Origin of the sequence: Pseudomonas sp. PSB18, from assembly GCF_014596565.1 — a bacterium.
Classification (GTDB): Bacteria; Pseudomonadota; Gammaproteobacteria; order Pseudomonadales; family Pseudomonadaceae; genus Aquipseudomonas.
This window is the reverse complement of the sequence record NZ_NOIN01000002.1, coordinates 296,956-313,611: the sequence shown is the minus strand read 5'-3', so window position 1 is coordinate 313,611 and position 16,656 is coordinate 296,956. Positions and strand designations below refer to the sequence as shown.

Annotated in this window: 18 protein-coding genes; 14 read left to right on the top strand and 4 right to left on the bottom strand. The window is 60.1% G+C overall.

All coding sequences use genetic code 11. The features are described 5' to 3' along the window. Positions 1 to 4 precede the first annotated feature (4 nt). The 6 genes from ssuC to CGA22_RS27075 all read left to right on the top strand — a co-directional run bounded on the left by ssuC (position 5) and on the right by CGA22_RS27075 (position 3,143). Positions 5 to 787: an aliphatic sulfonate ABC transporter permease SsuC gene (gene ssuC, locus CGA22_RS05530; RefSeq protein ID WP_041024452.1), complete on the top strand. Its 783-nt coding sequence runs from the start codon at positions 5 to 7 to the stop codon at positions 785 to 787. Next, positions 784 to 1,590 (top strand): aliphatic sulfonates ABC transporter ATP-binding protein, encoded by an 807-nt coding sequence (gene ssuB, locus CGA22_RS05525; RefSeq protein ID WP_041024451.1) that lies wholly within the window; start codon positions 784 to 786, stop codon positions 1,588 to 1,590. The genes ssuC and ssuB overlap by 4 nt, the downstream gene beginning before the upstream one ends. Positions 1,591 to 1,615: 25 nt before the next feature. Further along, positions 1,616 to 1,831 carry a molybdopterin-binding protein gene (locus tag CGA22_RS05520; RefSeq protein ID WP_024780485.1) on the top strand — a complete coding sequence of 72 codons (216 nt, stop codon included), beginning with the start codon at positions 1,616 to 1,618 and terminating at the stop codon, positions 1,829 to 1,831. Positions 1,832 to 2,123: 292 nt separating this feature from the next. Continuing rightward, a complete protein-coding gene (locus CGA22_RS05515) occupies positions 2,124 to 2,441 on the top strand; it encodes a transcriptional regulator (RefSeq protein WP_041024450.1) in 318 nt (105 codons plus the stop codon). Further along, positions 2,441 to 2,737, top strand: coding sequence for a HipA N-terminal domain-containing protein (locus CGA22_RS27080; RefSeq protein WP_041024449.1), 297 nt, complete (start codon positions 2,441 to 2,443; stop codon positions 2,735 to 2,737). The genes CGA22_RS05515 and CGA22_RS27080 overlap by 1 nt, the downstream gene beginning before the upstream one ends. Before the next feature lie 31 nt (positions 2,738 to 2,768). Then, complete coding sequence (locus tag CGA22_RS27075) at positions 2,769 to 3,143, top strand: HipA domain-containing protein (RefSeq protein ID WP_256223176.1); 375 nt, start codon at positions 2,769 to 2,771, stop codon at positions 3,141 to 3,143. A 2-nt stretch (positions 3,144 to 3,145) separates the two neighbouring features. On the opposite strand, the gene CGA22_RS05505 is transcribed toward CGA22_RS27075, so the two are convergent. Beyond that, a complete protein-coding gene (locus CGA22_RS05505; RefSeq protein WP_041024447.1) occupies positions 3,146 to 3,781 on the bottom strand; it encodes a TetR/AcrR family transcriptional regulator in 636 nt (211 codons plus the stop codon). 214 nt (positions 3,782 to 3,995) lie between these two features. Beyond that, a complete protein-coding gene (locus CGA22_RS05500) occupies positions 3,996 to 5,372 on the bottom strand; it encodes a glutamine synthetase family protein (RefSeq protein WP_024780479.1) in 1,377 nt (458 codons plus the stop codon). Between the two features lie 616 nt (positions 5,373 to 5,988). Between CGA22_RS05500 and CGA22_RS05495 the strand changes: the two genes are divergently transcribed. From CGA22_RS05495 to CGA22_RS05465, 7 genes are all read left to right on the top strand, one after another. Then, positions 5,989 to 7,347 carry a glutamine synthetase family protein gene (locus tag CGA22_RS05495; protein ID WP_041021475.1) on the top strand — a complete coding sequence of 453 codons (1,359 nt, stop codon included), beginning with the start codon at positions 5,989 to 5,991 and terminating at the stop codon, positions 7,345 to 7,347. Between the two features lie 59 nt (positions 7,348 to 7,406). Then, complete coding sequence (locus CGA22_RS05490) at positions 7,407 to 8,771, top strand: aspartate aminotransferase family protein (RefSeq protein ID WP_041021474.1); 1,365 nt, start codon at positions 7,407 to 7,409, stop codon at positions 8,769 to 8,771. Between the two features lie 181 nt (positions 8,772 to 8,952). Next, positions 8,953 to 10,050 (top strand): polyamine ABC transporter substrate-binding protein, encoded by a 1,098-nt coding sequence (locus CGA22_RS05485; protein ID WP_041021473.1) that lies wholly within the window; start codon positions 8,953 to 8,955, stop codon positions 10,048 to 10,050. Positions 10,051 to 10,236: 186 nt separating this feature from the next. Continuing rightward, complete coding sequence (locus tag CGA22_RS05480; RefSeq protein ID WP_041021472.1) at positions 10,237 to 11,334, top strand: polyamine ABC transporter substrate-binding protein; 1,098 nt, start codon at positions 10,237 to 10,239, stop codon at positions 11,332 to 11,334. Positions 11,335 to 11,394: 60 nt separating this feature from the next. Next, positions 11,395 to 12,537: an ABC transporter ATP-binding protein gene (locus CGA22_RS05475; protein WP_041021471.1), complete on the top strand. Its 1,143-nt coding sequence runs from the start codon at positions 11,395 to 11,397 to the stop codon at positions 12,535 to 12,537. Next, on the top strand, positions 12,534 to 13,454 hold the full coding sequence (locus tag CGA22_RS05470) for an ABC transporter permease subunit (RefSeq protein ID WP_041021470.1): 921 nt from the start codon (positions 12,534 to 12,536) through the stop codon (positions 13,452 to 13,454). Before CGA22_RS05475 ends, CGA22_RS05470 begins: the two co-directional genes overlap by 4 nt. Further along, positions 13,451 to 14,338 carry an ABC transporter permease subunit gene (locus tag CGA22_RS05465; RefSeq protein ID WP_041021469.1) on the top strand — a complete coding sequence of 296 codons (888 nt, stop codon included), beginning with the start codon at positions 13,451 to 13,453 and terminating at the stop codon, positions 14,336 to 14,338. The genes CGA22_RS05470 and CGA22_RS05465 overlap by 4 nt, the downstream gene beginning before the upstream one ends. Before the next feature lie 108 nt (positions 14,339 to 14,446). On the opposite strand, the gene CGA22_RS05460 is transcribed toward CGA22_RS05465, so the two are convergent. Further along, entirely contained in the window at positions 14,447 to 15,085 is a 639-nt protein-coding gene (locus tag CGA22_RS05460; RefSeq protein WP_041021476.1) for an HD domain-containing protein, read from the bottom strand. A 192-nt stretch (positions 15,086 to 15,277) separates the two neighbouring features. On the opposite strand from CGA22_RS05460, the gene CGA22_RS05455 reads away from it, so the two are divergent. Continuing rightward, positions 15,278 to 16,243 carry a GlxA family transcriptional regulator gene (locus CGA22_RS05455; RefSeq protein WP_041021468.1) on the top strand — a complete coding sequence of 322 codons (966 nt, stop codon included), beginning with the start codon at positions 15,278 to 15,280 and terminating at the stop codon, positions 16,241 to 16,243. Between the two features lies 1 nt (position 16,244). On the opposite strand, the gene CGA22_RS05450 is transcribed toward CGA22_RS05455, so the two are convergent. Beyond that, entirely contained in the window at positions 16,245 to 16,586 is a 342-nt protein-coding gene (locus tag CGA22_RS05450; RefSeq protein ID WP_024780471.1) for a carboxymuconolactone decarboxylase family protein, read from the bottom strand. Positions 16,587 to 16,656 lie beyond the last annotated feature (70 nt).

The window sequence follows — 16,656 nt, the reverse complement described above, 5'->3', positions numbered from 1 at the left end:
GGCCATGAAGAAACTTATCCACAACCTGACACCCTGGGCGCTGCCGCTGCTGTTGCTGGCGGTATGGCAACTGTCGGTGTCGGCGGGCTGGTTGTCCACGCGAATCCTGCCTGCCCCGGTGGCCGTGATCGAGGCCGGAGTCAACCTGGTGCGCAGCGGCGAGATCTGGACCCACCTGGCGATCAGCGGTTGGCGGGCGACGGTCGGTTTCCTGCTCGGCGGAAGTATCGGGTTGGTGCTGGGCTTTATCACCGGCCTGTCGAAATGGGGCGAGCGTCTGCTGGACAGTTCGGTGCAGATGGTGCGAAACGTGCCGCACCTGGCGTTGATTCCGCTGGTGATCCTGTGGTTCGGCATCGATGAGTCGGCGAAGATTTTCCTGGTCGCGCTTGGCACGCTGTTTCCGATCTACCTCAACACCTACCACGGCATCCGCAATGTCGATCCGGCGCTGGTGGAAATGTCCCGCAGCTACGGTTTGTCCGGCTTCAGCCTGTTTCGCCAGGTGATCCTGCCGGGCGCGTTGCCTTCGATCCTGGTGGGGGTGCGGTTTGCATTGGGTTTCATGTGGTTGACGCTTATCGTCGCGGAAACCATCTCCGCCAACTCCGGCATCGGCTACCTGGCGATGAACGCCCGGGAGTTCCTGCAGACCGACGTGGTGGTGTTGGCGATTCTGTTGTACGCCGTGCTCGGCAAGCTGGCCGACCTCGCGGCCCGCGGGCTTGAACGGGTCTGGCTACGCTGGCATCCGGCGTATCAGGTGAACAAGGGGAATGCCCCATGACCGCCCAACAACCCCCGCGCCTGTTGCAAGGCATTCCGCTGGCGGTGCGCAAACTGCAGAGAACCTTCGGCTCGCGCCAGGTGCTGCGGGACATCGACCTGCACATCCCCGCTGGACAATTCGTGGCGGTGGTCGGTCGCAGTGGCTGCGGCAAAAGCACCTTGCTGCGCCTGTTGGCTGGCCTCGATCAACCCTCGGATGGTCAACTGCTGGCAGGCTCGGCGCCGTTGAGCGCCGCGCAACAGGACACTCGCTTGATGTTCCAGGAAGCGCGCCTGTTGCCTTGGAAAAAAGTCATCGACAACGTCGGCCTGGGGCTCAAAGGCAACTGGCGCGCCCAGGCATTGCAGGCGCTGGACGCCGTCGGCCTGGCCGACCGTGCCGATGAGTGGCCGGCGGCCTTGTCCGGCGGCCAGAAACAGCGGGTGGCCCTGGCCCGCGCGTTGATTCATCGGCCGCGCCTGTTGTTGCTCGACGAACCCCTGGGAGCGCTCGACGCCCTGACCCGCATCGAAATGCAGCAACTGATCGAACGCCTGTGGCAGCAACACGGCTTTACCGTGCTGCTAGTGACCCATGACGTCAGCGAAGCGGTGGCAATCGCCGACCGGGTGATCCTGATCGAAGACGGCCGGATCGGTCTCGACCTACCCATCGATCTGCCACGCCCGCGGGTTCGCGGCTCCCATCGCCTGGCGACCCTGGAGACCGAAGTCCTCAACCGCGTGCTGTCCCTGCCCGGCCAACCGCCGGAACCCGAACCCGTTTCACCCTTGCCCACGCAACTGCGTTGGGCGCAATAACACCCTCCAGATAGGAATCGACACCATGACCATCAAAGCCATCAACGTGCGTAACCAGTTCAAAGGCATCATCAAGGAAATCGTCGAAGGCGACGTACTCTCGGAAATCGACGTCCAGACCGCCTCCGGTATCGTCACCTCGGTCATCACCACCCGTTCGGTCAAGGAGCTGGAACTGGCGATCGGCAGCGAAGTGATCGCTTTCGTCAAATCCACGGAGGTGTCCATCGCCAAGTTGTGAGCGGTGCTCACCTCGATGCCCCGAACGGCGTTGGCCTTTTGGGGCTCGTTCCCACGCTCTTTGTTTGGGAGTGCGCTGCGGACACTCTGTGTTCGACTCTTTGGGACGCGAAGCGTCTCTGGCTGCGCTCCCGCGTAGAGCGTAAGTTTGATTTAAGAGGTATTTAAATGCGCTTTAAATAATATAAGGAGACTTATAAGGATGTTAATGCCTGACCTTCTTTAACGGTTATTGTCTTTAAGCGGTGCTATAGTTCGTTTTAGCATGTCTTAGCAGCCTCTGAGCGCCGTTTATGAATGAGTTTTTCCCTATCGACTGTGCCGACAGCCTCCACGCCATTGGGATCTTGGTGAAAAGCAGGCGCTTGCAAAACCGACAGCGACAAAAAGATCTCGCCGCGTCATTGGCCGTTTCGGAAAGAACGGTACGCAAGATTGAGGCCGGTGACCCGTCCGTGGAATTGCGATCATTCATGCTGGTTCTGTGGCAATTGGGGTTGACCCAGGAAGTGTTTCAGAGCCGCCAGCAAATCGAAGCCTCATCCCTTACGACCGTTCAAACACCACCAAAAGCCCGGGTGCGGCTGGCCGGTGCTAAGGGGGACTTCTGATGCCCAAGGCTTATATCTATGTCGAAGATCCCGAAACTGGAGAGATTCAAACATTGGGCCGGTTGAGCATCGAGAATGGTCAGGGGGAGTTTATTTACGACCCCGATTATGTCGCCGGCCATGTCTGGGTACCTGACCCGATCCGTTATCCACTTCGTGTACAACCCTTTGTTGGCATCACCGCTAACCGTGGCGTACCGGGTTTCATCAACGATGCAATGCCTGATGGCTGGGGGGAACGCGTTTTGCGGGACCTTCATCGAACGGATCTGAGCCCTGTCGGGTATTTCGAATGAAATGAAGCGGCGGGGAGTCCCGGATGACGACTTGCGTGAACTATTCAAGCGCATGTGTTTTAACGCGTTGGTTGGCAATGACGACGATCATCCGAAAAACCATGCAATCCTTTGGCTCAAAGGGCGATGGCGGTTGGCGCCGATGTACGACGTGGTGCCAGGACTCGATGGTTCTTCGCCGCCCTATCTTTCGATGGCGGTCGGTCGGAGTGGACGAGCCATCACCCGCGATAACCTGCTCAGCCACTGTAAGCACTTCGCCTTGACGCCCGAGCAGGCAGCCAACGTCCTGGACGAAGTGATCGGGTGGGAAGATGAGCTTGGCGCCCATTACGGTTGCCACCTGAATGGCGCCGAGCTGGATCTCGCTCTAGGCGCAATGGGTGCCATGCGTATGAAAGTCTGAGATCAGACCGCTTCGCGCTTGGGCAGATACGGCGGCAGGTACAATCCCAGATACGCATCGAACACCCGCATGCCTTCTTCGGCCATGCGTGGAGTGATCTGGCCGTGTTGTTGTACCGAGCGGGCGTAGACCCGGTCGCCCAGCTCCATGGCGAGGGCGAAGACGTCGACGTCATTGGGCAGTGTCGGCAGCTCGAAATGCCGGGAGAAGACTTTGTGCATCAGGTCCCCCAGTTCAAGATCGTGCTGGCGGTCGGCCTGGGTGACTTCGGTTAGGCCATGCTGGGCCAGGATCAACTGGCGGGCGGCGGCGTCCTGGTCGTAGATCGTCAGCATGCGCTGTTCCACCAACCGCGACAGGTCGTGCCAATGGTGCAGCGCGTCGTGATCGATCGGTGCCTGGAGGCAGGCGCGGAAGGCGGCGTGGACATCGGCGGTGAGCGCTTCGAGCAGGGCCGGCACGCTGGCGAAAAAGTGATACACGGAGGAGGGCGGGATGTCGGCGCGCTCGGCCACGCTGTAGATCGACAGGCTGGCCACGCCTTCCGCCGCCAGCAGCGTGCGGGCGGCATCGAGGATCGAGTCGATCCGGGCCTGGCTGCGTGCGCGGGGTTTGCGAGGGGTGGCGGTGCGTGTCATGGGGCTCTCCTGCAGGGTTGCGCGCATTGTACGCAGAGCAAGCCGATGATCCATACGCTTTTGTGGCGAGGGGATTTATCCCCGCTGGGGCGCGAAGCGGCCCTTCTTTTTTGGGGCTGCTGCGCAGCCCAGCGGGGATAAATCCCCTCGCCACAACGCCATAAAAAAACGCCGCGGCCCTGAGGGCGGCGGCGTTTCTTTTTACTGCAACCGCTTAAACGGTATGCAGGTACCAGTTGTACTCAAGGTCGGAGATGGAGTGTTCGAACTCTTCCAGCTCGCTTTCCTTGCAGGCCACGAAGATATCGATGTACTTCGGATCGATGTACTTGGCCATGACTTCGCTGTCGTCCAGCTCGCGCAGGGCATCGCGCAGGTTGTTCGGCAGGCTTTGCTCGTTCTGCTCGTAGCTGTTGCCTTCCACTGGTGCGCCCGGCTCGATCTTGTTGACCAGGCCATGATGCACCCCCGCCAGCACGGCGGCCATCAGCAGATACGGGTTGGCATCGGCACCCGCTACGCGGTGTTCCAGGCGTACGGCGTCGGCGGAGCCGGTGGGTACGCGCAGGGCCACGGTGCGGTTGTCCAGGCCCCAGGTCGGCGAGTTCGGCACATAGAACTGTGCGCCGAAACGACGGTAGGAGTTCACGTTCGGGCAGAGGAACGCCATCTGCGCGGGCAGGGTCTCGAGCACACCGCCGATCGCGTGACGCAGCGCGGCGTTCTGCTCGGGATCCTCGCTGGCAAAGATATTCTTGCCATCCTTGTCCAGAATCGAAATGTGGACGTGCAGACCATTGCCTGCCTGGCCCGGATACGGCTTGGCCATGAAGGTGGTGTCCATTTCATGGTCGTAGGCGATGTTCTTGATCAGGCGCTTGAGCAGTACCGCATAGTCGCAAGCCTTGATCGGGTCGGCGACGTGGTGCAGGTTCACTTCGAACTGCGCCGGAGCACTTTCCTTGACGATGGCGTCGGCGGGAATGCCTTGCTCCTTGGCACCTTCCAGGATGTCCTGGAGGCAGTCGACGTATTCGTCCAGGTCGTCGATCAGGTAAACCTGAGTCGAGTGCGGGCGTTTACCGGAGATCGGCGAGCGTGGCGGTTGGGGACGTCCATTCACGTTCTCCTGGTCGATCAGGTAGAACTCCAGCTCGAATGCCGCGCAGATGGTCAGGCCCAGCTCGTCGAACTTGGTCACGACCTGGCGCAGGACTTCGCGAGGGTCGGCGAAGAAAGGCTCGCCTTCCAGTTCGTGCATGGTCATCAGCAGTTGCGCGGTAGGGCGTTTCTGCCAGGGTTCGTTGGAAAGGGTGCCCGGGATTGGATAGCAGATCCGATCGGCGTCGCCGATGTCCAGGCCCAGGCCGGTGCTTTCCACCGTCGAACCGTTGATATCCAGGGCAAACAGGGAGGCCGGCAGGTTGATGCCTTTCTCGTAAACCTTGTGGAGGCTGGTGCGTTCGATGCGCTTGCCGCGCACCACACCATTCATATCCGCAATCAGAAGGTCAACGTACAGAACCTCAGGATGTTCCTTAAGGAACGCGTTCGCTTCGTTAAGCTGAACGGCACGCGGGGGTACCGACATGATGCAACACCTTTGTTGTTAAAAATATCAATCATTGATCTCTTCGAAAGCCAGTCAACCCGAACGGCATGCCGAAGTCAAGCAGGGGCTTTTTTGCCCTAAAAAAGCACCTGTGGGGCTTTTTTGAGGCAGTTTGGGGCGTTTTTTTCCCTTTGAGGGAGTTGGCGCCCGCAAGCTTGAGCGGGCCGTGTTGTATTTTTTACGGGGGTGTTGTGTAAAAAAATGAACAAGGCTAAGCTCGATTCAAACCCATAACAGCAATAATACCGGGGTGCTTCATGTCTCGCCTGCCGTACCAACGGCCTCACCAACTGTTCCAGCAGATCGGTTGGCATGCTCGTCGCAATGCTCATGGCATCAGTGGCGACACCTGCTCCCCGGCCATGACGAGGGCCGCCAAGTGCTTGCCCATGCTGATGTCGCTCCCGGCGGATCAGTCGTCATCATCGTCCAATATTCTGGACGCCCTGGACGAATTTCTCTTTAGCGGCTCTCCTTCAACTTTAGAACCTTTTTCCCGCCGACTGGCGGGCAAGGGCAACACAACGCGACGCCGATGCGTCAAACAACGCCTGGCTTCTGAAAACAGCCAGGAAACTCACGCCTAGAGGCATTTATGAGTAACAACCTCGACCAGCTCACCGATTGGTTGAAAAACCATAAGATCACAGAAGTCGAATGCATGATTGGCGACCTGACCGGTATTACCCGGGGCAAGATTTCGCCGACCAACAAGTTCATTGCCGAAAAAGGCATGCGCCTGCCCGAGAGCGTCCTGCTCCAGACCGTTACGGGCGACTATGTCGAAGACGACATCTATTACGAACTGCTCGACCCTGCCGACATCGACATGATGTGCCGCCCGGACGAAAACGCAGTGTTCCTCGTGCCCTGGGCCATCGAGCCCACCGCCCAGGTGATCCACGACTCCTACGACAAGCAGGGCAACCCCATCGAGCTGTCGCCGCGCAACGTGCTCAAGAAGGTGCTCAAGCTCTATGCCGACAAGGGTTGGCAGCCAATCGTCGCGCCGGAAATGGAGTTCTACCTGACCAAACGCAGCGACGACCCGGATTTCCCGCTGCAGCCGCCCGTAGGTCGTTCCGGCCGCCCGGAAACCGGACGCCAATCTTTCTCCATTGAAGCGGCCAACGAATTCGACCCGCTGTTCGAAGACGTTTACGACTGGTGCGAATTGCAGGAGCTGGACCTCGATACCCTGATCCACGAGGACGGCACGGCACAGATGGAAATCAATTTCCGTCACGGCGATGCGCTGTCCCTGGCCGACCAGATCCTGGTGTTCAAGCGCACCATGCGCGAGGCGGCGCTCAAGCACAACGTAGCCGCGACCTTCATGGCCAAGCCCATGACCGGTGAGCCTGGCAGTGCGATGCACCTGCACCAGAGCATCATCGACAAGGACACCGGTAAGAACGTCTTCTCCAATGAAGACGGGACCATGAGCGAGCTGTTCCTGCACCACATCGGTGGCCTGCAGAAATTCATTCCCGAGCTGCTGCCGCTGTTCGCCCCCAACGTCAACTCGTTCCGCCGCTTCCTGCCGGACACGTCGGCACCGGTGAACGTGGAGTGGGGTGAAGAGAACCGTACCGTGGGCCTGCGAGTGCCGGATGCCGGGCCACAGAACCGTCGGGTGGAAAACCGCTTGCCGGGCGCCGACGCCAACCCGTACCTGGCGATTGCCGCCAGCCTGTTGTGCGGCTTTATCGGTATGGTCGAAGGCATCAATCCGAGCGCACCGGTGGTGGGTCGTGGTTACGAGCGGCGCAACCTGCGCCTGCCGCTGACCATCGAAGACGCCCTGGAGCGCATGGAAAACAGCAGCACCATCGAGAAATACCTGGGCAAGAAATTCATCACGGGCTACGTCGCAGTCAAGCGGGCCGAGCATGAAAACTTCAAGCGCGTCATCAGTTCGTGGGAGCGGGAATTCCTGCTCTTTGCCGTCTGAGGCGCCGGGCGGGGTTGCCTCCGGCAGCCTCGCCCCCACCGATATAAAGGAGAATTCGCATGACCCGCAACAACCCGCAAACCCGTGAATGGCAGGCCCTGAGCAGCGATCATCACCTGGCCCCGTTCAGCGATTTCAAGCAGCTCAAAGAGAAAGGCCCGCGCATCATCACCCACGCCAAGGGCGTCTATCTCTGGGACAGTGAAGGCAACAAGATTCTCGATGGCATGGCCGGCCTCTGGTGCGTGGCCGTCGGCTACGGCCGCGATGAACTGGCCGACGCCGCCAGCCAGCAGATGCGCGAGTTGCCGTACTACAACCTGTTCTTCCAGACCGCCCACCCGCCAGCGCTGGAGTTGTCCAAGGCCATCGCCGACATTGCCCCTGAAGGCATGAACCATGTGTTCTTCACCGGCTCCGGCTCCGAAGGCAACGACACCATGTTGCGCATGGTCCGTCACTACTGGGCGATCAAGGGGCAGCCGAACAAGAAAGTCATTATCAGCCGCAAGAACGGTTATCACGGTTCCACCGTGGCCGGCGCGAGCCTGGGTGGCATGACCTATATGCACGAGCAGGGCGACCTGCCGATCCCGGGCATTGTCCACATCGCCCAGCCCTACTGGTACGGCGAAGGCGGCAACATGAGCCCCGAGGAGTTCGGCGTGTGGGCGGCCAATCAACTGGAAGAGAAAATCCTGGAGATCGGCGTGGACAACGTCGGCGCTTTCATCGCCGAACCGATCCAGGGCGCGGGCGGCGTGATCGTGCCACCGGACAGCTACTGGCCTCGCATGAAGGAGATTCTCGCCAAGTACGACATCCTGTTCGTGGCCGACGAAGTGATCTGCGGTTTCGGTCGCACCGGTGAGTGGTTCGGTACCGACTTCTACGGGTTGAAGCCGCACCTGATGACTATCGCCAAGGGCCTGACCTCCGGCTACATCCCCATGGGCGGCCTGATCGTGCGTGACGACGTGGTCGAGGTGCTCAACGAAGGCGGCGACTTCAACCACGGCTTCACCTACTCCGGTCACCCGGTGGCCGCCGCGGTGGCCCTGGAAAATATCCGCATCCTGCGTGAAGAAAAGATTATCGAGCGGGTCCACAGCGAAACGGCACCCTATTTGCAGAAACGCCTGAGGGAACTGAACGACCATCCGCTGGTGGGTGAAGTGCGCGGTGTCGGCCTGCTGGGGGCGATCGAACTGGTCCGGGACAAGGCCACGCGTCAGCGCTACGAAGGCAAGGGCGTGGGCATGATTTGCCGGCAGTTCTGCTTCGACAACGGGCTGATCATGCGTGCCGTGGGCGACACCATGATCATTGCTCCGCCGCTGGTCATCAGCAAGGCCGAGGTGGATGAGCTGGTGACCAAGGCAAGGCAGTGCCTGGACCTGACCCTCAGTGCGTTGCAAGGCTAAGTGCTAGGCTCTGTGCGAGGCGCTTTCAAGGGCCTCGCACAGTCTGAACAAAAGGTTGGGCGTGTGTTGAAAGCCTGCCCTGTAACTTGCCAGACTACCGCCTGTTCAAGTTGCCCGCGAGCCGGCTACTGAACTGTGGCTAAAAAGAATAACTGGAGCATCATCCATGAAGGCAATAGGTATGAAGATAGCTGGCAAGACCCTCCTCGCCATGTCCCTGATGGGCGTGATGGCGAGTGCCGTTCAGGCGGACGATAAAGTGCTGCATGTCTATAACTGGTCCGACTACATCGCACCGGACACGGTCGCCAAGTTCGAGAAAGAGTCGGGGATCAAAGTGGTCTACGACGTCTTCGACAGCAACGAAACCCTGGAAGCCAAGTTGCTCGCCGGCAAGTCGGGTTATGACATCGTGGTGCCGTCGAACAACTTCCTGGCCAAGCAGATTAAGGCTGGCGTCTACCAGCCGCTGGACAAGTCCAAGTTGCCGAACTGGAAGAACCTCGACACCGACCTGCTCAAGGCCGTGGGCGATGCCAGCGACAAGGGCAACCAGCACGCCTTCCCTTATATGTGGGGCACGATCGGCATCGGCTACAACCCAGAGAAGGTCAAGGCCGCACTGGGCGTCGACAAGATCGACTCGTGGGACACCCTGCTCAAGCCGGAAAACATTGCCAAGCTCAAGGGTTGCGGCGTGAGCTTCCTCGATTCGCCGACCGAAATGATTCCGGTGGCATTGCACTACCTGGGCTACCCGACCGACAGCCAGGACAAGAAACAACTGGCCGATGCCGAGGCGCTGTTCCTCAAGATCCGTCCTTCGATCAGCTATTTCCATTCGTCCAAGTACATCTCCGACCTGGCCAACGGCAACATCTGCGTAGCCGTGGGTTACTCGGGTGATATCGAGCAGTCGAAGTCCCGTGCGGCCGAAGCGGGCGGCAAGGTCAAGGTGGCCTACGCCATTCCAAAAGAAGGCGCCGGCTCGTTCTACGACATGGTCGCTATTCCAAAGGATGCCGAGAACGTCGAGGCTGCCTACAAGTACATGAACTTCCTGATGAAGCCGGAAATCATGGCCGAGATCACCGACAACGTGCGCTTCCCGAACGGCAACAAGGCTGCTACGGCGTTGGTGGACAAGGAAATCTCCGGTGACCCGAACATCTATCCGTCTGACGAAGTGAAGGCCAAGCTCTACGCGATCAGTGACTTGCCGCCGGCCACCCAGCGGCTGCTGACCCGCAGCTGGACCAAGATCAAATCCGGTAAATAAACCGGCCTGAGGCATCTTCCTGTTGTCACGGTCATCGCGGCGGTGGCAACAGGAGCAATTAAAAATAACTAAAAGTTTTGCTGGATCGGTTTATCGAGGGTAAGTTGCGCGCCGGTTTTGTTGCAGGGCCCAGCGCGGCCAGGCAACGGGGGCAACTTGGGCCCGACTATTTAAGAGGACCTCCACGTGCCAGTCTTTTCTTTGTTACGCAACGCCTTGCTGGTCGGTGCAGGCCTGACGCTCGCGGTCAGCGTCCAGGCTGCTTCCACCGTGCATATTTATAACTGGTCGGACTATATCGGTGAGACCACCCTGGCGGATTTCGAAAAAGCCACCGGGATCAAGCCGGTCTACGACGTGTTCGATTCCAATGAAACCCTGGAGGGCAAGTTACTGGCCGGCCGTACCGGCTATGACGTGGTCGTGCCGTCCAACCACTTCCTGGGCAAGCAGATCAAGGCCGGAGCCTTCCAGAAGCTCGACAAGGCCCAGTTGCCCAACTATGCCAACCTCGACCCTGCGCTGCTCAAGCGCCTGGAGCGTAACGATCCGGGCAACCAGTACGCGGTACCGTACCTGTGGGGCACCAACGGTATCGGCTACAACGTCGAGAAGATCAAGGCGGTCCTGGGTGTCGACAAGATCGACTCGTGGGCCATGCTGTTCGAGCCGGAGAACATCAAGAAACTCTCCAGTTGCGGCGTTTCGTTCCTCGATTCGGGGGATGAGATGATCCCGGCGATGCTCAATTACCTGGGCCTGAACCCCAACAGCGAAGACCCCGAAGACTACAAGAAGGCCGAGGCCCAGCTCCTCAAGATCCGGCCTTACGTGACCTACTTCAATTCCTCCAAGTACATCTCCGATCTGGCCAATGGCGAGATCTGCGTGGCGGCCGGTTTCTCCGGCGATATCTTCCAGGCCCGTTCACGCGCCAGCGAAGCCGGCAAGGGCGTCGACATCGCCTACGTGATCCCCAAGGAAGGCGGCAACCTCTGGTTCGACATGCTGGCGATCCCCCGCGACGCCACCAACATCAAGCAAGCCCATGCCTTCATCAACTACCTGCTCAAGCCTGAGGTGATCGCCCAGGTCAGCGACACCGTCGGTTATGCCAACCCGAACCCGAAGGCTGGCGAGCTGATGGACCAGAAAGTCCGTACCGACGAGGCGGTTTACCCACCGCAAGCAGTCGTCGACAAGCTCTACGTCAACTCCGAGTTGCCGCCCAAGATCCAACGACTGATGACCCGCAGCTGGACCAAGGTCAAGTCGGGTAAATAACCGCTCTAACCAAGGTTCGTCCGCATGGGGCGAACTGTAAATTCTGTGGGAGTTTCGTAAATGGCTGTTGCCTCCGGCGCCTATAAGAAAGCCCTCGAGGGCGACCAGACACCCAAGCAGGTGCTGGTCAAAATCGACCGGGTCACGAAGAAGTTCGACGAGACGATTGCCGTGGACGATGTGTCCCTGGAAATCAAGAAAGGCGAAATCTTCGCCTTGCTCGGCGGTTCGGGTTCGGGCAAATCCACCTTGCTGCGCATGCTTGCCGGCTTCGAGCGGCCCACGGAGGGGCGGATTTTCCTCGACGGTGAGGACATCACTGACATGCCACCCTATGAGCGGCCGATCAACATGATGTTCCAGTCCTACGCCTTGTTCCCGCACATGACCGTGGCGCAGAACATCGCTTTCGGCCTGCAACAGGACAAGATCCCGAAGGCCGACATTGACGCCCGCGTGGCCGAGATGCTCAAGCTGGTGCAGATGAGCCAGTACGCCAAGCGCAAGCCGCACCAGCTCTCCGGCGGCCAGCGCCAACGCGTGGCCCTGGCCCGTTCCCTGGCCAAGCGTCCGAAGCTGTTGCTGCTCGACGAACCGATGGGTGCTCTGGACAAGAAGCTGCGCTCGCAAATGCAGCTTGAGCTTGTCGAGATCATCGAGCGGGTCGGCGTGACCTGCGTCATGGTGACCCACGATCAGGAAGAGGCCATGACCATGGCCGAGCGTATCGCGATCATGCACCTGGGCTGGATCGCCCAGATCGGTAGCCCGATCGACATCTACGAAACCCCGACCAGCCGTCTGGTCTGCGAGTTCATCGGCAACGTCAACATCTTCGAGACCGAAGTGGTGGACGACGCCGAGGGCCACGCGGTACTGACCTGCAAGGACCTGGACCGCAACATCTACGTGGGCCACGGCATCAGTACCTCGGTGCAGGATAAGTCGGTGACCTACGCCATTCGCCCGGAAAAACTGCTGGTGACCGTCGAGCAGCCGACCTGCGAGCACAACTGGTCCAGCGGCAAGGTCCATGACATCGCCTACCTGGGCGGGCACTCGGTGTTCTACGTCGAGCTGCCGAGCGGCAAGCTGGTGCAGTCCTTCGTCGCCAACGCCGAGCGCCGTGGCCAGCGACCGACCTGGGGCGACCAGGTGTTCGTCTGGTGGGAAGACGACAGCGGTGTGGTGCTTCGCTCATGAACATGCGCAAATTCAAACGCCGACTTGATCGAATAACGCCCGGTGGCCGTCAACTGGTCATCGGGGTGCCCTTCATCTGGCTGTTCCTGTTCTTCATGTTGCCGTTCTTCATCGTCCTGAAGATCAGCTTCGCCGAAGCCGATGTGGCCATTCCGCCGTACACCGAGATCTACAGCTACGTCGATCAGAAGCTGCAGCTGCTGCTCAACTTCGCCAACTACGCGATGCTCAGCGAGGACGAGCTGTACATTGCCGCTTACCTGGGCTCGCTGAAAATGGCCCTGATCAGCACCGCCTTGTGCCTGCTGATCGGCTACCCGATGGCCTACGCCATCGCCAATGCCCGCAAAGAGACGCAGACGGTGCTGGTGCTGCTGATCATGATGCCGACCTGGACCGCGATCCTGATCCGCGTCTACGCGTGGATGGGCATCCTCAGCAACAACGGCCTGCTCAACGGCTTCCTGATGAGCATGGGCTGGATCAGCGAACCGCTGCAGATCCTCAACACCAACCTGGCGGTCTATATCGGCGTGGTCTATTCGTACCTGCCGTTCATGATCCTGCCGCTGTACGCCAACCTGGTCAAACATGACCCCAGCCTGCTGGAGGCCGCCTCCGACCTGGGGTCGAGCACCTTCAACAGCTTCTGGAAAATCACCGTGCCGCTGTCCAAGAACGGCATCATCGCCGGCTGCATGCTGGTATTCATTCCGGTGGTGGGCGAGTTCGTGATCCCCGAACTGCTGGGCGGCCCGGAAACCCTGATGATCGGTAAAGTGCTGTGGCAGGAGTTTTTCAATAACCGTGACTGGCCGGTGGCGTCTGCCCTGGCGGTGGTGATGCTGGCGATCCTGATCGTGCCAATCATCCTGTTCAACCGTAGTCAGGCCAAAGAAATGGAGGGCAAGGAATGAAGCGCTTCAGTTTTTCAAGCCTGATGCTGGTGCTGGGATTGCTGTTCATCTATGCGCCGATGTTGATCCTGGTGATCTATTCGTTCAACGCGTCCAAGCTGGTGACGGTATGGGGCGGTTGGTCGGTCAAGTGGTACGTCGGCCTGCTGGACAACACCCAGTTGATGGGCTCGGTGGTGCGTTCGCTGGAAATCGCCTGCTACACGGCGGTCGCCGCGGTGGCCCTGGGTACGTTGGCGGCCTTCGTGCTGACTCGCATCACCCGTTTCAAGGGACGCACGTTGTTTGGCGGCCTGGTCACCGCGCCGCTGGTGATGCCGGAAGTGATCACCGGTCTGTCGTTGTTGCTGCTGTTCGTGGCCATGGCGCAGATGATCGGCTGGCCCCAGGAGCGTGGCATCGTCACGATCTGGATTGCCCACACCACGTTCTGCGCGGCCTATGTGGCGGTGGTGGTCTCGTCACGCTTGCGTGAGCTGGACCTGTCCATCGAAGAGGCGGCCATGGACCTCGGTGCGCGGCCGTGGAAGGTGTTTATCCTGATCACCATCCCGATGATCGCGCCATCGCTGGCGGCGGGGGGCATGATGTCGTTCGCGCTGTCGCTGGATGACCTGGTACTGGCGAGCTTCGTGTCGGGCCCGGGTTCGACGACCTTGCCGATGGAAGTGTTCTCGGCGGTGCGCCTGGGCGTGAAGCCGGAGATCAACGCCGTGGCGAGCCTGATCCTGCTGGCGGTGTCGCTGGTCACCTTCCTGGTGTGGTACTTCAGTCGCCGCGCTGAAGAAAACCGCAAGCGGGCGATCCAGCAAGCCATCGAAGAAAGCGCTGCCGACTCCTGGAAACAACCGGAAGTACGCCGGGCGGTGGCTGAGCCAGTCTGACCGCACGCAGGCCTTGTGGGAGCGAGCCTGCTCGCGAAGGCGGTGTGACAGTCGACGAAAATGTCGATTGTCCATCCGTCATCGCGAGCAGGCTCGCTCCCACAGGGCTCATGAGTTCCAAGGGGATGTGCGGATGATTTCCACGAAGTTCGTCGGTTTGAACCCCGGCTCCTGATCCATTAGGACATCGGTCTTCACATTGCCGAAGGTCGTCTGCGGGCGATGCCGCAAGCCGTTGGCGAATGCGCAGATGATGCACTCCTTGAATCCCTCCCCACGTGGATGGGCATGCACCACGGCTTCGCGCTGTGCTGCCGGGAAGGCGGCGTAGTCCATGCCCAATACATCCATCTCCACCCCGGCGGTCACCAAGGCGACGGTAGGACGCAGGTGTTTCGGTATGCCCGGCGTGGTATGCAGAGCGATGGACAGCCACACCTGTTCGATATCGTCATCACTCAGCCCATAGGGTTTGAGAAACGCTGCGGCAGCATTTGCACCATCCACTTCAAAGCGTTCATCGTCGCTGCGATGGCCTTCCACCAGGCCAATGTCATGGAACATCGCACCGACGTACAGCAGCTCCGGCTCGTAGGCCAATTGCCGACGCTGGCCGCTCAAGGCGCCGAACAGAAATACCCGCCGGGAATGGTGGTACAGCAGATCGGACTCAACGTCGCGGATGTATTCGGTAGTGGCGCGGGCAAGGGCGCTGTCGGGGATCTTGACGCCGGCGATGCTGTTCATACTGCTCTCCTCTTGACGATGCGCCAGGGCGGCGCCGAGGGTACAAGTCTGGTTGCGGGGATGCAGCGCAACAATCTCTCCATGGCTGCGATCCATGCCAATGAACCTCGGTTTCGTGCCAGGTGGCGTCTTGCTGATGGATTGGCTAGCGTAGGCTGTGATCCCGTTCAACTCGAAGGCAAGCAAGCACCCATGGAAAAAACAGTTGCGGTCGTGGTATTCGCTGGCGTCCAGTCGCTGGACGTGAGCGGTCCCATGGACGTGTTCTGCGAGGCCAATCGGTTCCTGGCGCCGGAGGATCACTATCGGCTTGAGGTCATCGGGATCGAGCCGGGGGCGGTTCCCTGTTCCAACGGTCTGTCCCTCAATGCCCATCGCCAATTCAGTGAAGCTACGCAGGCGTACGACCTGCTGTTGGTGGCGGGCGGGCCGCATTTGCCATTCATGGATTTCGGCGCGACATTCGATACCTGGTTACGTGGGGCCTGTGGGCGGGCGCGGCGCTTTGGCTCGATCTGCAACGGCGCGTTCATGCTCGCCCGGGCCGGGTTGCTGGAGGGGCGGACCGTCACCACCCATTGGGGCGATGCCGGGGCGCTGGCGCAGTTGTGTCCCTCGACCCGGGTCGAAGCGGATCGCCTGTACGTGCAGGACGGCGCGCTTTATACCTCGGCCGGTGTCACCGCAGGGATCGATCTGTCGTTGTTCCTGCTGGCGCAGGATCATGGGGCGGACGTGGCGTTGAGCGTAGCCAAGCGGCTGGTGGTATTTACCCAGCGTTCAGGCGGGCAATCGCAGTTCAGTCCTTTTCTTGCGCCTCATGCCGCGCCGACGTCTGCCGTGGCCCGGGTCCAGGCCTATGTGCTGGCGAACCTGAACGGTGACTTGGGACTCGCCGATCTGGCCAATGCCGCGAACATGAGCCAGCGCAACTTTTCCCGGGTGTTCACTCGGGAGGCCAAGGTCACCCCGGCGGAATTCGTCGAGCGGGCCCGGGTAGACGCAGCGCGCGTAATACTGGAAAGCACCCGGGCCCCGCTCAAGACCGTGGCTTGGCAATGCGGCTTTCGCGATGCTCAACACATGCGCAATGTCTTTAATCGCAGGCTGGGGGTGACGCCGCAACAGTTCAGGCTCAATTTCGCAGCAATGGCCTAGTTCATTTCTTCAGCGTGTCATGGGCTTCCAGCGCTCGCAGCGAGTAGATGTAGGCCGCGCCGGCATTCAAGGACACTGCGGTAGCCAGGGTCGCGGCGATTTCTTCGCGGGTGGCGCCGGCCTTGATGGCGGCATCGGTGTGCACGCCGATGCAACCGTCACAGCGGGTCGTGATCGCCACGGCGATGGAAATCAGCTCCCGGGTCTTGGCATCGAGCACATTGTTCTCGGCAGCGGCTTCATCCAGGGCCATGTAGGCCTTGACCATTTTCGGGTTGCTCTTGCCCAGGGCACCAAAGGCGCTCTTGATGGTGGGCAGCAGTTCGGACCAGTTATTGAACATCGCGATGACTCCATTGGGGGTGGACGGAGAGGAACCCTCTGTAGTCTTGACCAACAATGATGATCAAGCC

Excerpts from the sequence above, each read along its gene's own strand:
- CGA22_RS05465 (WP_041021469.1), top strand. The coding sequence starts at position 13,451 with ATGAAGCGCTTCAGTTTTTCAAGCCTGATGCTGGTGCTGGGATTGCTG.
- CGA22_RS05495 (WP_041021475.1), top strand. The coding sequence starts at position 5,989 with ATGAGTAACAACCTCGACCAGCTCACCGATTGGTTGAAAAACCATAAG.
- ssuB (WP_041024451.1), top strand. The coding sequence starts at position 784 with ATGACCGCCCAACAACCCCCGCGCCTGTTGCAAGGCATTCCGCTGGCG.
- CGA22_RS05485 (WP_041021473.1), top strand. The coding sequence starts at position 8,953 with ATGAAGATAGCTGGCAAGACCCTCCTCGCCATGTCCCTGATGGGCGTG.
- CGA22_RS05505 (WP_041024447.1), bottom strand. The coding sequence starts at position 3,781 with ATGACACGCACCGCCACCCCTCGCAAACCCCGCGCACGCAGCCAGGCC.
- CGA22_RS05500 (WP_024780479.1), bottom strand. The coding sequence starts at position 5,372 with ATGTCGGTACCCCCGCGTGCCGTTCAGCTTAACGAAGCGAACGCGTTC.
- CGA22_RS05520 (WP_024780485.1), top strand. The coding sequence starts at position 1,616 with ATGACCATCAAAGCCATCAACGTGCGTAACCAGTTCAAAGGCATCATC.
- CGA22_RS05475 (WP_041021471.1), top strand. The coding sequence starts at position 11,395 with ATGGCTGTTGCCTCCGGCGCCTATAAGAAAGCCCTCGAGGGCGACCAG.
- CGA22_RS05455 (WP_041021468.1), top strand. The coding sequence starts at position 15,278 with ATGGAAAAAACAGTTGCGGTCGTGGTATTCGCTGGCGTCCAGTCGCTG.
- CGA22_RS05490 (WP_041021474.1), top strand. The coding sequence starts at position 7,407 with ATGACCCGCAACAACCCGCAAACCCGTGAATGGCAGGCCCTGAGCAGC.
- CGA22_RS05515 (WP_041024450.1), top strand. The coding sequence starts at position 2,124 with ATGAATGAGTTTTTCCCTATCGACTGTGCCGACAGCCTCCACGCCATT.
- CGA22_RS27080 (WP_041024449.1), top strand. The coding sequence starts at position 2,441 with ATGCCCAAGGCTTATATCTATGTCGAAGATCCCGAAACTGGAGAGATT.
- CGA22_RS05450 (WP_024780471.1), bottom strand. The coding sequence starts at position 16,586 with ATGTTCAATAACTGGTCCGAACTGCTGCCCACCATCAAGAGCGCCTTT.
- CGA22_RS05460 (WP_041021476.1), bottom strand. The coding sequence starts at position 15,085 with ATGAACAGCATCGCCGGCGTCAAGATCCCCGACAGCGCCCTTGCCCGC.
- CGA22_RS05470 (WP_041021470.1), top strand. The coding sequence starts at position 12,534 with ATGAACATGCGCAAATTCAAACGCCGACTTGATCGAATAACGCCCGGT.
- ssuC (WP_041024452.1), top strand. The coding sequence starts at position 5 with ATGAAGAAACTTATCCACAACCTGACACCCTGGGCGCTGCCGCTGCTG.